Annotated in this window: 14 protein-coding genes; 3 read left to right on the top strand and 11 right to left on the bottom strand. The window is 32.4% G+C overall.

Going from position 1 to position 14235, the window contains the following annotated elements:
* Positions 1–323: 323 nt before the first annotated feature.
* From BM319_RS09355 to BM319_RS09315, 9 genes are all read right to left on the bottom strand, one after another.
* On the bottom strand, positions 324–836 hold the full coding sequence (locus tag BM319_RS09355) for a DUF2199 domain-containing protein (RefSeq protein ID WP_091022238.1): 513 nt from the start codon (positions 834–836) through the stop codon (positions 324–326).
* A 276-nt stretch (positions 837–1112) separates the two neighbouring features.
* Positions 1113–2288 carry a spore germination protein GerXC gene (gerXC, locus tag BM319_RS09350; protein ID WP_069034354.1) on the bottom strand — a complete coding sequence of 392 codons (1176 nt, stop codon included), beginning with the start codon at positions 2286–2288 and terminating at the stop codon, positions 1113–1115.
* On the bottom strand, positions 2285–3784 hold the full coding sequence (gene gerXA / locus BM319_RS09345) for a spore germination protein GerXA (protein WP_091022236.1): 1500 nt from the start codon (positions 3782–3784) through the stop codon (positions 2285–2287). The genes gerXC and gerXA overlap by 4 nt, the downstream gene beginning before the upstream one ends.
* On the bottom strand, positions 3771–4868 hold the full coding sequence (gene gerXB, locus BM319_RS09340) for a spore germination protein GerXB (RefSeq protein WP_069034356.1): 1098 nt from the start codon (positions 4866–4868) through the stop codon (positions 3771–3773). Before gerXB ends, gerXA begins: the two co-directional genes overlap by 14 nt.
* A 471-nt stretch (positions 4869–5339) precedes the next feature.
* Positions 5340–6614 carry an ATP-binding protein gene (locus BM319_RS09335; RefSeq protein ID WP_286143705.1) on the bottom strand — a complete coding sequence of 425 codons (1275 nt, stop codon included), beginning with the start codon at positions 6612–6614 and terminating at the stop codon, positions 5340–5342.
* A 183-nt stretch (positions 6615–6797) separates the two neighbouring features.
* A complete protein-coding gene (locus BM319_RS09330) occupies positions 6798–7775 on the bottom strand; it encodes a VanW family protein (protein ID WP_069034358.1) in 978 nt (325 codons plus the stop codon).
* Between the two features lie 191 nt (positions 7776–7966).
* Positions 7967–8845, bottom strand: coding sequence for an aminoglycoside phosphotransferase family protein (locus BM319_RS09325; RefSeq protein WP_091022234.1), 879 nt, complete (start codon positions 8843–8845; stop codon positions 7967–7969).
* Between the two features lie 43 nt (positions 8846–8888).
* Complete coding sequence (locus tag BM319_RS09320) at positions 8889–9338, bottom strand: VOC family protein (protein WP_069034360.1); 450 nt, start codon at positions 9336–9338, stop codon at positions 8889–8891.
* Positions 9339–9352: 14 nt separating this feature from the next.
* The gene (locus BM319_RS09315) at positions 9353–10531 is read right to left on the bottom strand and encodes a MalY/PatB family protein (protein ID WP_069034361.1); all 1179 of its coding nucleotides are present in this window, start codon (positions 10529–10531) and stop codon (positions 9353–9355) included.
* Between the two features lie 168 nt (positions 10532–10699).
* Here BM319_RS09315 and BM319_RS25035 point away from each other — a divergent pair, with 168 nt between their 5' ends.
* Both BM319_RS25035 and BM319_RS09310 read left to right on the top strand, forming a co-directional pair.
* Positions 10700–10831 (top strand): hypothetical protein, encoded by a 132-nt coding sequence (locus BM319_RS25035; protein ID WP_286143704.1) that lies wholly within the window; start codon positions 10700–10702, stop codon positions 10829–10831.
* Positions 10815–11003, top strand: a complete 189-nt coding sequence (locus BM319_RS09310) for a hypothetical protein (protein ID WP_069034362.1) — start codon at positions 10815–10817, stop codon at positions 11001–11003. The genes BM319_RS25035 and BM319_RS09310 overlap by 17 nt, the downstream gene beginning before the upstream one ends.
* 107 nt (positions 11004–11110) lie before the next feature.
* Here the strand turns inward: BM319_RS09310 and BM319_RS09305 are convergent, their stop codons facing one another.
* Positions 11111–11722, bottom strand: a complete 612-nt coding sequence (locus BM319_RS09305) for a hypothetical protein (RefSeq protein WP_069034363.1) — start codon at positions 11720–11722, stop codon at positions 11111–11113.
* 518 nt (positions 11723–12240) lie between these two features.
* On the opposite strand from BM319_RS09305, the gene BM319_RS09300 reads away from it, so the two are divergent.
* Complete coding sequence (locus tag BM319_RS09300; protein ID WP_069034364.1) at positions 12241–12858, top strand: RraA family protein; 618 nt, start codon at positions 12241–12243, stop codon at positions 12856–12858.
* A 219-nt stretch (positions 12859–13077) separates the two neighbouring features.
* Here the strand turns inward: BM319_RS09300 and BM319_RS09295 are convergent, their stop codons facing one another.
* Entirely contained in the window at positions 13078–14172 is a 1095-nt protein-coding gene (locus BM319_RS09295) for an NAD(P)H-dependent flavin oxidoreductase (protein WP_069034365.1), read from the bottom strand.
* Between the last annotated feature and the right edge of the window lie 63 nt (positions 14173–14235).

The raw sequence follows: 14235 nt of genomic DNA, 5'->3' as shown, positions 1-14235 counted from the left end.
ATCCGATCATTAAATAAACAAACTCAACTAAAATGCTACTGCCTTCTCTACCTTTTTTGTTTCCTTTTTTAATTGCTTCATGTTTAGTTTTATTAAACAGAATGCCTAATATTGCGAAAAAAACCTCCAAATAAAAACGGTATATATGCACCTGTATCAATAATATTTTTAATCAAGATAGCACTCCCAACATGTATAATTCATCAAAAATTAAAACATTCTAATGCAACTAAACTGCTATTTTGTTGAATAAAAAAAGCTAACTGAATTAGTAGCTGATATTCAACTCAAGAATTCGTTAGTTGAATAAGGAATTATTCATCCTATTCTTCTGAATCACATAATTCTTCTGCGATTTGCTTAATCCGTACTAATGTTATTCCTACTTTTTGTTCTACTGCTAATGGGTGTTTAGTTGGCTCTAATTCAATAACAGGACACACCCCAACTGTCCTTGTGTGTACCATAGTTTTTAAATTTATAGTGTCTGGATAACAAGGAATATCAGTCGATAACCAACCAAATATAGGATCTAATTTTTTTTCTCTTTCAGGATCCTCCCAAAAATCATTTGTTTTATCGAAGTTCTCTTCGCTTATTGATACCCATACATCCCAAATAAATTTTTGATTTGTATCGATAATAGGAATTTCAATATTACCACGGATAAAAAAATACTTATCATCAATAATAAATAAATCATCGTTCATCTCGACACGACTTTCTTGTTCATCAACTGGAATATCAAAAAAATAGTCAGGAACTGCACTTCCGTAACTCATCGGTAACTCGTCATGATATTTACCATAACTCTTACATATAAAACCATTATTCATTCGATTGCCCCCAAATACTTTTTGACTAATTTAATAGTAAACTAACTTTTATCATTGATGAAGTAGAGAATCACTTTTGCAAATAACATGCCATTTAGCTCAAAAAAAAATCGACTTTTATGTCGATCTTGTTGTTCAACTAAAGCATGCGTTAGCCAACCATGAATCTATGATTCACAAGAGTGAATGAAAGTTACACTCGTTCTTTCATGCTAGTTTAAATTTCTTATTGGGTTTTCTTTAAATGGAAATATGTCATCAATTTAATTAGCTTAATTACGGTTCTTTTGAGAATGGCTTCTGTAAATTGGTGGACTTCCATTGACCGCTTGTCATAATTTGCACCTTCACCTCAACATCTAAGGATGACGGCGAAAGTGGGATTACTCCGTTCTTTTCAAATTTTTTCCAGTCTTTTACATCATTTCGATAAAGTATTTGTGAAAGCTGATAAACATCAATTCCTTTATTAATCCCGTTTTTGTAGGTTTCTTCAATTTCCTTTTTCAAGGTTTTTTCAGCTATTTGTTTTACGGTTTTCATAGGCAAATATTTTACAATCTGAAAAATATCTCCTTCTATGCCAATCTTCATTCGAAAATGCGGTTTGTGGTTCTTTATATACGCTACTGTTTGGATATTTGGTTTTTTCATTACCATTTCGGTAACGGGCTCCCCATCTTGTTTTAATAGTATCGGTGCTCGGGTGAAAGTCTTGCCCATCCATTTTAAACCTGATAAGTCTTTCTCAGACAAATACCCTTTGTAGCTCTTTGAAGCTACAAAAGCCGACCCACTATATTTTAATAAAGGGAAATCATTTTTGTTTGATTTCCATTTTTTTTTTGAAATCGATAAGAATGGGATTTGTGTGGTCATCGCAGGCTCATAAAAATAAGCCCGAAATTTGTAAAAGATCAAAGGACTAAAAAGAGAATAGTTTTTTGTCATTTCATTTGGGATATCCCTTAGTGTATAAAGGGGTGAAAGATTTAAGATTGTTCCAGTTGCCAAAACATCCTCAATTGGTTCCTTCGTTCCAAATACCCACATCGTATTCCTAAACTGAAAGAAACGAGCAAAGAATTCATCAATTTGTCGAATATCTCCATTTTTTAATACATTCTCAGAGAATACGACTGTATTTATGTGCTCCCAAGATACCCTTTGTTGAGTCGTTTTATAAAAATCGAACGCTGAATGGTCTAAAATCTCCCCTTTTCCTTTTCCAATAAAAATTGGCTGTGGTGTTCGCATAGTCGTTTCTTGTTTTGCAAAAGTGGAAAAATTGATAAATTGAGGATAGAGCACGTATTGATTATTTTTAAAGTCAACTCCTAAGGAATTCATGTACCAAACATGCTCTACTTCTCTTGTGTCCCAACAGCCGGTTAACAGAAAAATAGATGGAAATAGTATAAGTAGTTTTTTTTGAAAAAAATTTTTCCTCATCTTTTTTCTTCACCCTTTTTTTTCGTGCTATCGTTCGTATGAATCTCTTTTGGTCTCTTTATCATATTTTTAAAACGAATTCGAATTGTTGCCGGAATCAAACTAGTTGGTACCAATGGCGAGTAAGGGGCCATAAATGGAACCCCAAAAGAGCGTAAATTCACAAGATGAACACAAATAATAAAAACTGAAAATATTAGCCCAGTTATTCCGAGTAAGCTTGATAGTAGATAAACAAAATATCGGAGAATACTTAATGTTCCCGAAAGCGACTGGTTAATTAAAGTAAATGTCGAAACCACTGAAATAGCCATCATTACGACAATACCAGGAGAAGCCAAACCTGCGCTGATGGCAGCTTGCCCAATAATTAACCCACCTACTACGGATAATGTTTGACCAACAGTAGTAGGAATTCGAAGACCTGCCTCTCTGAGTAACTCAAATAAAAAAATCATCAAGAATCCCTCTAATGTAGTGGGAAATGGAACTCCCTCTCTTGACAAAGCCAGTGTTGCCAACAATGTGTATGGTATTTGATCCGGATGATAAGCGACTAAAGCAATCCAAAATCCCGGTAGAAAAACAGCTACAATTAAGCTGAAAATCCTCAGTACTCTTCCCAAGCTTGCGGAAGGGGCTGACGAATGCTGGTCCTCAGCATTATTCACAAAAAATACTAGAGTAACAGGTCCGATTGATGCAGTCGGTGAGCCTTCCACTAATAAAACAAAGCGTCCATAAAGTAGGCAATTTACAGCATAATCAGGTCGTCCCGTATATTCTAATAAAGGAAAGAGACTGAATGGCCGTTCTGTAATAAGTTCTTCAATTTGATCAGATGAAACAATGCCATCGACTTTAATATTATTTAATTTAGATCGTACTTCTTCTAAAACATCTTGTGAAATAACATCTTTCAAATAAAGAACAGCAACCCTGGTTTTACTTCTAGTTCCAATAACAAATTCTTCATAACTAAGGGAACATGTTTTCAATCTTTTTCGTATTAAACCAATATTGGTTTGAATTTCTTCTACAAATCCGTCCCTTCCCCCTCTTAGTGTCACTTCCGTACTAGGTGCTTCTACAGATCTTGCTGGTAGCTGTGCTAGTTTGATGGAAAAAACCAGTCTAGACGCAGTGAGGAAAAAGAGAACTTCTCCTTCAAATATTTTTTTGGCGAGGTCTTCCTGTGAAAAGTCTGATTTAACGAAAGTGATAGGGACATCAAGTTTTGACTCCAAATCCTTTGCATCACCTGTAAATCCATTTTCCAACACTTCATGAAGATGAGGCATGATTGTTTTTCTCAATTCTTTTATGTCAATGAGACTTTGACAATATAAAGATAAAATAGAAAAATAACGTTTGCCACTGTCGATTTGGTGTTTTTGGAAGATGACATCTTGCGATCCTTCAAACCAACCTCTTAAAATATCTTCATCCCACTTGACCTTCAACTGATCTTGATCAGGTTGATTATTGCGCTTCATTGGTGTTACCTCCTTTCTCTTTTTTCACAAACATAGAGAGGATGGCTAAAAGTACAAAAATCAAGAGAATAAATACAAGAGTACCCGGTAAAAATTGACGGGATAAAAACAAATAAAAAGAAGTATCATTAATGGACAAAATGGATATCAAAGTGACCCACGCTAGGAAAAAAAGTTTTACTCCACTATTTACCTTCTTATTTGTAACATTAAGAATATCTGAGACTAAAAAAGTAAGAAGAGACAAGCGGATAAAAGCGCCAACAAACCATTGATAAACTGATAAAAAGTCGAGATGTTCGATATAGCGACCAATTGATACCAGTCTCCATTCTTCAAAGGCTGGGTATCGTTGCTTAGCAGCCACGAATGGTCCAAACTCTGTAATGGCCCCGATCGTTGGTCCAAGAGTAAGAATTACAAAAGTGATTCCAATCCAAATCAAAGTACTAAACTTTAATTTTTCATTTAAGTGATGATGAAAAAATAGGATAAAAGCAACTTCTACAAATCCTGATATTGGATAGATCATGCCTTTTATAACAGGGGAAGTACCGTATTCTATATATGGTTTTAAAAGAGTATAGTCTTTATGCGGAAAATTCGCAGTCATGACAAAAAAACCTAAAACAATGACAATTGGGAGAAGAATACCCGCGGTTAACCCGATGGATTGAATTCCGTGCTTTGCATTATAAAAACAGACTATAGAAAAAGTAGCCCCTAATAATACTCTAGGTGTCATTGGGAGATAAAACGATAAAAAGGTTAACGTTTCCTTTAAAAGGACGACACCCGAGGAAAATAGGTATAGAACGATCATTGCCATTAATGGGTATGTAATAAATCTCCCGAAATTTCCCTTAAGCCAAAGAAACAACTGTACTCCGTTCATACGTTTTTGGATAAAGTAGAGAATTGGTATCAAGAATAGTAAAGAAACGCTTGAGAGCAAGATGGTGATCCAAGAATCACGGCCCGAAACGTCCAAAACCATAGGAATGATAATCACATGGTTAATAAGTCCAGTACTACCAATTAGGATAAATGACATTTGAAGCAAGTTGATAGTTTGGTTTTTCATGTACATTCCTCCAAAAAAGCAAATTCGTTTCCAAGATAGTATATCCTTTAGGAATATTTTTATTATTTTTGAAGTCACCCTCCTACTTAATTATCTATATCAGAACCTACGTATATAGTTTGTAGTTCTTCAATTTATCAATAATATACCTACAGAAACTATCCTACCATTTAGCCAGTCATGCAGCGCAAGCGCTACAGCAAAGCGAATGAAAATGGATGGTAAGTGTCTATACAAATACTGACTTTTTTCCAGTCAACTATAAGTACTAGACTTTTTGTTAACTTTACTCATTTTTAAGATTTGAGCAGAGTTTTCTTTAGTATTTTCATTTATCTATTTATGAAGAAACTAATTTTCATGGTAGTTTGGAGCCAAACAAAAAAAAGATAGAAGCCCTTGCTTCTATCTTTTCAAAGTTATCATGATGGATCTGATACTTATAACTAGTACATGTAAAAGTAAAATCAATTATTCAAAAGAAAATCCCACAGTTTGATTCTTTTCCCAATTTTGCTTTTTTTGTTTACGTAAAATGGATCTCATTTCGTCGCATAGTCGAATGATATCTACTTTTTGGTCACAGTCCCACTCAATAATGATTGAAATATATAACTCATTTAATTGAGCATAAGAGAAGTCATTCGTTGAATCAATTAGGAGCTGTAATTCTTCATTGTTTAAAATTCGATTTAATTTTTTCTTTTGTAAATACTCAGAACGCATTTCTTTTGTTGGTTGTTTAATTTCATATGCTCGATCAAATCTACCAGAGCGATTCATTAAAGCTGGATCGATTTTTTCGGGATAATTAGTCGTTCCAATTAAAAATAAACCTTCTTTAGAAGTTGCACCATCGATCGTGTTTAGGAATACTGAACGAACCGAAGGAGGCATACTATCAATATCCTCGATAACTAGTACCATTGGCGTTAATTTTAACACTGAACTAAAAACCTCTTTAATTGTGTAACTTGATGTGTATTCAGTAATTTGCCAATATGCAACAGGTGCATTAATACTACTTGCAATTGATTTCACTAATGTTGTTTTTCCATTTCCTGGATTTCCATATAATAAAAATCCTCGTTTATATGGGATATCATATGTTTTAAAGAAATCTCGACCTTCATTAAAGAAATGGTCTATTGATCGATAAATTTCTCTTTTTAATGATTCTTCTAAAAATACATCTTCTCTATTAACCATTTTAGTAATATTTTCAATTGATGTTTCGACACCGTCATCTGTATCTGTATAAACCGTTACATAATTTTTAATATAATCTCGTTTTCTTTTTAGTACGTATTGAAAAAAGGATGAAAGACATGAATCATTTTTAGCAAAAATCAGGTCTCTATTATATTGATTATCCGCTTCAAATATCATCGCTTTCGATAAAGCTACTCCGTAATTCGGATAATAATATAATCCATTTTCAACCCTTGGCTTAATGATGAGTTCCAAATTTTTATCGGTGTGATTCGAAGAAATAGTTTTTGTTTCAAGCTCATTATAAATATGGCTGATTAATTGAACTTCACTCGATTCTTCTTTAAGATCCTCTTCTAGAATTTCCCAAATTTCATTGGTTGTATCCTCATCTGAATACATTTGGAAATCTACACCAAATGTTTCAATTAGCTGACTTTGAATAGTTGAAATGATCTTTCCGTAATCGTAGTAATAAGGTAATGTATTTCGTTCCATATCCTTCGAATCAAATAATACATTTATTTTTGTCATGCAATTCTCCTTTGTTTTCAAATCTTTCTTATAATTCTAAATCCTTAGTTTCTATAAGTCTAGTGTTGAAAGGATTAGACTTTCATTAATTTTTATTCAAAATGATCCTTATTTATGAAAAACACAAAATCCCCACAAGGATCTTTAATTTACCTTGTGGGGTTTACTTTGTCTGTATTATCTTTAATCCCCTACCGACTTATGCGGTGGTACTATTTTTCCTTTTCTAGAAGGATTTGAAGAATGCTTGTCTTCTTCTGTATTTATTTCTTCAGGTAAACGAGTTGGAGCGATAGGGACATTTCTTACTTCATAATTGATGACATCGGAAGAATGAAGCGTAACAATCATACTTCCTCCATATTGTTTTGCTCGAATTAGAATTGGCTGATTATATTTATTTTGAAAACGGAAGTCTGGTCCATACCAACTTACAGTTGCATCACGTCCTGCTGGTACATATGGTACTCGTCTACTATGGGTATATCTTTCAATAATTTTTAGACCAGCGCGATCTACTGCATTAAATAGAGTAGAGGAAACTTGACATATTCCTCCTCCTACTCCTTCAGACAATTCTCCCCTTACAATGATCGGTGCACGTTTATATCCCTTTGCCCCACTTCTCTCTCCTACTACCTTATTAAAAGAAAAAACTTCATTTGGGAAAACTACGTAATTATCAATTGCTTTTGCTGCAAGTGAAATATTATGTACTCGACTTTTATTATTAAAATTAAAGTAGGTTACATATTGTCCAATTTGTTGAATCCTAATATGGGCTAATAATTCACTATCAACTTTAGGATAAATATCTAACTCTGGTACTTCAATTTTAGAAGGGCCTTTACTATAAAAATATGTAGTAAATTTATCCTTAAACTCTTTTTTATAAAGTCTGTATCCTACCTGTCCTGGTACAATTCTACCTTGTTCATTGATTGTCGCATTTATAGGGTTACGGTAAATTTGTTGATCAAGTTTTTCAATAAATTGATTAAACTTTTTATCGTTTATTATAGGTGTACCTGGAAGTGACATTGTAAAATCTTCACGATTAACTACGGCAATCGGATGGCCCTGCTGAATAACAGTTAAGCTGTCAGGAAGTTCAACTGATTGCGTCATTAATAATAAACTAGCTAGTAATTTTTGTAACATAGTTGGAATACCTCCCAACAATAGTATGAACAAGATTCAAGAATTTCATGTTTTTTCCTTATAAATTCATGATTGTTAGCTTATTTGAAAATTACAAAATTTCATCTAAGTTTTAGCTTTTTTTGCACCCTCATTGAAGTACCAAGAAACAAAAAAACGAGTCGCTATTAAAGCAACTCGTAAAATTTAATTTAAGATTTAAAATCGTTCATGATCACATTTATCGTATTAAATGATTCTTCCCTTATTGATGAAGTATTCTCTTTATTCGCATTAAATGTAATTAAAGCCTTCCATAGAGCCCAGCCTCTCGCTCTATTCCATGTATTTTCATCAAAGTTTAAAACGTTTTTAAAGACGTTTCTACTATCAGTATCGAAAAATGTCCATGCCATTACTGCATCACATGATGGATCACCAACTCCTAGGATTCCAAAATCAATGACTGCACATAGCTTTCCATTTTTAACAAGTAAGTTTCCAGGAGCAATATCACCATGCACCCATACTGGTTCATACTCCCATTTGGAACTTAGAGCTGTTTCCCAAATTTCTGTTAGTAAATCTTTGTTAAAAATCGCTTTCGTTTGGTCTATTGAATCTTTAGTTTCTTGGTCGTAAACAGCTAAGTTACCACCTCTAAAGAAATTATGCTTTCCTGCAATCGGCCCTCCATGAGCATCAATTGACTGGAACTCCTTTAAAAATTGCCCTAACTCTTTAGCAAATTGACTTAAATCACTTATATTTTCTTTGTTCAAAGATTCTCCATCGATCCATTCATTGATTGTCCAGGGCCAAGGATAGGATTTACTTGGACTTCCTTTAGCTAACGGTTTAGATACTGGTAAACTTAGTTTATTTGTTAAAATGGGTAACCACTTATGCTCTTTTTCAACCTGAGGAACGTAGCATTCTGCACTTGGTAATCTTACGCTCATTTTATCCCCTAAATGAAACGTTCTGTTATCGTTGCCACTTAATTCTACTGGTTTTATTTCTAACTGAGACCAAATTGGAAATTGTTCATTAATTAATTGTTTTACTAATTCAACATTTATGCTAACCATCTAATCTCCCCATTTTTGCTATCAAACAAAAATTATGTGTATTTTACTTTTGAGTTATTAATATGAATGTAACGCCGAACTTGTCAGTAACTGTTCCGAATGCGGGACTAAATGGTACTGCTTCTAACGGGGCAATAACATGTCCATCTTGTTGTAATGAATTAAAAATGCGCTTTGTTTTTTCTACATTATCGATCGAAAGATTTATCGTAACTTCTACTTTTTTCTGTTCATAATTAGGTGTATTTTGTTGAAAGTCTTTGTTCATAATCGGATTCGATTGAATCGGAGCATCAAATAACATAAGGTCACTTTCTCCGATTTTTAAAATTGCATTTGCAACACTATTTTTTAATGCTTCTGAACAAGGTATTGGCATATCACCGTATGTTTGTATATTTAGAACCTCTGCTTCAAGTTCTTTTTCATAAAAATGTACCGCTTCTTTAGCATTCCCGCTCATAACAATACATGGTGTTATTTTTAACGTCATCATCCCATCTCCTTCTATTTCTTTCTAGCTTTTACAGCTTTCTCTAATCGTTTCATGGCTTCTTCTAATGTTTTACGTGTACAAGCGTAATTCAATCTCATAAAACCATCTCCATTTATCCCAAAACCGCGACCTTCATTTAAACCTAATTTAGCATCATTAATCATAAATTCGTTTAATTGGTCACCTCTTAAGCCTAAACCTCTAAAATCAAGCCATCCTAAGTACGTCGCTTCTGTAACTCTCATTTTTACTTCTGGAATATTAGTTTTTAAATAATTATGTATAAACTCCGCATTTCCTTTTAAATAAATCAATAATTCATCAAGCCATTTTTCCCCTTCATTATAAGCTGCTATTACTGCTTCAATTCCAAAAATATTTAAGTTTTCTAAACTTGAACGAGCAATGGCATGAGAAAACTCTGTAAATAAATCTTGATTTGGAATGACAGCAAGTGACGAAAATAAGCCTGCAATATTGAATGTTTTGCTTGGCGACATAAATGTAATACTCATATTTGCTGCATCTTCACTTAATGAATAAAAAGGTATGTGACTACCTTTCTCATAGACTAAATCAGCATGAATTTCATCAGCTATTACAACAATTTTATTCTTTTTACAAATTTCAAATAAACCTAATAATTCCTCTTTCGTCCATACTCTTCCAACAGGATTTGCAGGGCTACATAGAATAATCATTTTAGTTTTAGACGTAATTTTATTTTCTAGATCTTCTAAATCCATATAATAATAGCCATCTTCTTCAATTAAAGAATTTTCAACGATGGTTCTTCCATTATTTTTAATTGTACTGAAAAATGGAAAATAAACTGGTGGCTGAATGATGATTTCATCACCAGGTTTTGTGAAAGCATCAATGGCTAAATTTAATGCTGGAACCACTCCAGGTATATTTGTTAACCATTCTCTTTGAATCGATGTATTATACCGTTTACTTGCCCAATTCATTGCTGATTCAAAAAATTCCTCAGGTATATGTCCATAACCATAAATAGGATGTTGAGCTCGTTTCGTTATAGCTTCAATAATTCCAGGTGCACAAGCAAAATCCATATCGGCAACCCATAAAGGTAGTACATCCGTACATCCAAATACTCGATCAACTGAGTCCCACTTTGTACTATTTGTATTTTTTCTATTATGTTCTTCATTAAAGTTAAAGTTCATATTTATTCCCCCACCATTTTTCAATCTTTTATGATTACAATTTGACTACTTCTAATCCAGTATTTAGTTAATCATAGTATTTTCGTTATCATAATTTATATCCAAATTATACTATTCCGGTTGAAAATTCAAATTTTAATATCAATTTACTAATATGGTGGGGATTGAATGAATTTTAAATTCAATCTTTCATTAGATGACTATATATTTCAAAATCAATCTATTTTTTTCATAAAGCTAGTAAATAATAATGAACATCTAAATGTAAATGGAGGTTTCTATAATGAAAAAAGAAGATGAATACACTGATGATATGAATCAACTATTAGAAATTATCAATGCAAAAGGTGATACAGGTGAATTACTTGAAATTGTAGACAAGTATAAACAAGCTGAAAATCCAGAATGTAATCATGACATTTTTTATCAGGAACTAAGAGTAATTGCTGAGGATAGTGCAAAAGAAGATTAAATCTAGTAGGTTAAATGAGTAGTGGAACGATATTAGTTCCACTACTTTTCACTATTTTTACAAATCGAAATCACCCATTTGAATCTTTATATGTATTACCGTTGAATTTATAAACTATATTCTTCTGTTGGTATTTTACCCTTTAAAATATCATATTCAGCTTTCATTTCACCAAACTTTTGAGGATTTCCATGGTCTGGTGCATAATCAGGGTGCCAAAGCTTTGTATATTCCCTCATCTGTTTCTTCCAAACTTCAGCATTATCATTCGGATTGAAATACTTGAAATTATGTTTTTTATTTTTCTTAATTGAAGTAGAGTAATTTCTTAAATACTCTTCCCAAACTCTAGCCCAATCAACTATTTTCTTTTTATATTCTTTTGCTTTCTCAGCATTTTTTCTTTTTTCTTCTTTCTTCCAATCTTCCATTCTTTGACTAAAATCTTTAATACCTTGTTTTGAGTTTCTCCATCTTAGCTCTGCATCTCTTATTTCTTGATCAGTAATTTCTTCAAATAAAATTTCATCGCTAAGAACTTCACTAAGATTCCCTTCATTTTCCTTTGAATTTATATGTAGATCATACATTTCTTCTATCATTTTTTCGATTAATTCTGCACTAGTTTTCCCTGTAAGTTGGGATAGCTTTTCTAGTTTTTCCGTCGATTCTATTTGAACTTTGTGTGTTAAATAGACGTATTTAGTTTTATTTCTCAAGCACCTCAACTCCTTAATTAAATGTTACTATACAAGGATAAATCTATATATTAAATAATGAAGTCAATCATGTTACATTCTTAAATATTTTCACTTTCCCGAAATAGGACTGGTCTAAAAATAGTCCAATGTAAAATATTAATAATGTAGTGAAACTTAATGGAATGTATTTTCTTTATAAAATGTGTACGATAGTATCTAAATTTCCACTTCAATCAGATCCTTATTTTACATATGCTTAAATTCAAGATATTTAAAGATTAAACTATTTTCTTTATAAAATGTGTACCATAGTATCTATATTTTCACTTCAATCAGATCCTAATTACATGATGTATAAATTCAAGATATTAAAACATTACACTATTTTTTATTATCCAACTTATTTTATTCGATATTAATCTATTGCAACCTTTCTAAATACAATAATTATTTTTTATCAAGCTTCATAATTTTTTCGAAATTCTCACGAGACCAAATAATTTATATAATTTCATTAATAAATGATTTATTAGGGAGTGATTTCTATTATTAATCAATTTAAAAATATACCAACAACTTGTATTTCAGATGTAATGGATGGGCTAAATAATATGGATCCGTCAATAAAGCCTTTAAAAGAAGAATATAGATTTGTAGGAAGAGCAGTGACAGTTAAAATCCCTGTTGGTGATAACTTAGCTGTATTAAGGGCAATTCGTGAAGCAAATCCAGGCGATGTCATCGTAATCGATGCAAAAGGTGATCGATACCGGGCAATTGCAGGAGACTTTGTTGTTGGAATGGCACAAACAATGGGTGTTAGTGCTATAGTTGTTGATGGGGTAATCCGGGATATAAGCGGTATTAAAAAATTAAATTTCCCAGTATTTTGTAAAGGTACTACTGTAGCTGCGAGTGGAAAAATTGGAGTAGGTAATATTAATATTCCAATTTCCTGTGGAGGTACATCAGTTAACCCAGGTGATATCATTGTTGGTGATGCAGATGGAGTAGTTGTTATTCCTCAATCTGAAGCAAAAACGATATTAGAAAAATCATTAGATAAAATAAAAAAAGATGAACAAAGAGAAGAACAAGTATCTGGTAATATTGAAGCTATTAAATCGTATATTGATCGTATGCTTTTAAAGTAACAAAAGATTATTTACTTCTATAAAAAAAGGTTCTCTATAGGTAACGAAAAAACCTATTAGAACCTTTTTTTACTTGGCTAATATTTTAATTTTTTTAACTGATTTTTTATAAAAGGATCAATATCTAAGGAGCATTTCCAATCTTTTCTCTCATACCTTCACAATAATTCATAAAGTCTCCTAATCAAAAATAGTAGTACAGATCAATTTACTTAGCATTTAGCTCAATTTACCACTAAAAATCTCGAAGAATTTTTTAGCTTCACCCATTATTCCATTTATTAAGTTTTCTACCGATTCATTTTTAGATAATCTAGGACTTTGTCCCGACCATAGTGACATAAACTCTTTATTATATTGTACGGATGACGCTTTTCTAATCGTTTGTGTAATCGTATTTTGTACAGGAAACTCTGGTAAATCAGCCTCGTGTTTTTTCATTTCCGTAATAAATTTATTTTCGATTCCTCTTGCCCATTTTCCAGAAAATGAACGGGTCAAAACTAACTGGTCCTCTGTAGAATTTAGAATAGCATTCTTATGTACTTCATGAGCTCCACTTTCAATACAGGTTAGAAAAGCGGTACCCATTTGAACAGCCTTCGCCCCTAAACAAAGAGACGCCATTAAGCCTCTTCCATCCATAATTCCTCCAGCTGCAATTACTGGAATACTAACCTGATCAACTACTTGAGGTATTAGTGACATTAATCCAATTAAACTTTCCTCATTCTCGTTTAAGAAATTACCTCGATGTCCACCTGCTTCACTACCTTGTACGACAATTAAATCCATTCCTGACTTCTCAATTTCAATTGCTTCATTTACAGTAGTGGCTGTTCCAATCAAAATAATATTATGAAGCTTTAACTCTTTTATCATTTCCTTTGAAGGTATACCGAATGTGAATGAACAAATCGGAACACCTTCTTCAATGATCACTTTAATTTGTTCGTGAAATGTATCATTTAAAGAATTAAAATTTTGAACCTGTATGCGATCATTTTGTTTTATATTTAAATCTTCATTAAAAGGTTGTAATAAATCATTGGATTTTGAAATTTCATTTTCGTTTACTCTAAAATCATTTGGGACAAATAAATTAATTCCGAAGCTTTTATTAGTTAATGTTTTTATTTCTCTAATTTGTTCACGTATTTGTGATGGAGTCATATAGCCCGCTCCAATTGTCCCTAAAGCTCCACAATTTGAAACTTCAGCTACAAAATCTGAGGTTGTGATTCCACCGGCCATCGGAGCTTGAATAATTGGACATTCTATTTTTAAAAGTTCAGTTATTTGATTTTTAAACATTCATATCACCTCTATATAGTTTTACTTTTTTTCGATTCATCAAAAAAGTCCCGGATAGTCTAC

Source organism: Bacillus sp. UNCCL81 (assembly GCF_900112535.1).
GTDB lineage: Bacteria > Bacillota > Bacilli > Bacillales > Bacillaceae_G > Gottfriedia > Gottfriedia luciferensis_B.
The sequence above is the reverse complement of the archived record's forward strand: the minus strand, read 5'-3'. Positions and strand labels throughout refer to the sequence as shown.

Coding starts and splice junctions, on each gene's coding strand:
- gerXB (WP_069034356.1), bottom strand. CDS start 4,868: ATGAAAAACCAAACTATCAACTTGCTTCAAATGTCATTTATCCTAATT.
- gerXC (WP_069034354.1), bottom strand. CDS start 2,288: ATGAGGAAAAATTTTTTTCAAAAAAAACTACTTATACTATTTCCATCT.
- BM319_RS09335 (WP_286143705.1), bottom strand. CDS start 6,614: ATGACAAAAATAAATGTATTATTTGATTCGAAGGATATGGAACGAAAT.
- BM319_RS25035 (WP_286143704.1), top strand. CDS start 10,700: ATGAATTTTAAATTCAATCTTTCATTAGATGACTATATATTTCAAAAT.
- BM319_RS09310 (WP_069034362.1), top strand. CDS start 10,815: ATGAAAAAAGAAGATGAATACACTGATGATATGAATCAACTATTAGAA.
- BM319_RS09355 (WP_091022238.1), bottom strand. CDS start 836: ATGAATAATGGTTTTATATGTAAGAGTTATGGTAAATATCATGACGAG.
- BM319_RS09320 (WP_069034360.1), bottom strand. CDS start 9,338: ATGACGTTAAAAATAACACCATGTATTGTTATGAGCGGGAATGCTAAA.
- BM319_RS09315 (WP_069034361.1), bottom strand. CDS start 10,531: ATGAACTTTAACTTTAATGAAGAACATAATAGAAAAAATACAAATAGT.
- gerXA (WP_091022236.1), bottom strand. CDS start 3,784: ATGAAGCGCAATAATCAACCTGATCAAGATCAGTTGAAGGTCAAGTGG.
- BM319_RS09295 (WP_069034365.1), bottom strand. CDS start 14,172: ATGTTTAAAAATCAAATAACTGAACTTTTAAAAATAGAATGTCCAATT.
- BM319_RS09325 (WP_091022234.1), bottom strand. CDS start 8,845: ATGGTTAGCATAAATGTTGAATTAGTAAAACAATTAATTAATGAACAA.
- BM319_RS09330 (WP_069034358.1), bottom strand. CDS start 7,775: ATGTTACAAAAATTACTAGCTAGTTTATTATTAATGACGCAATCAGTT.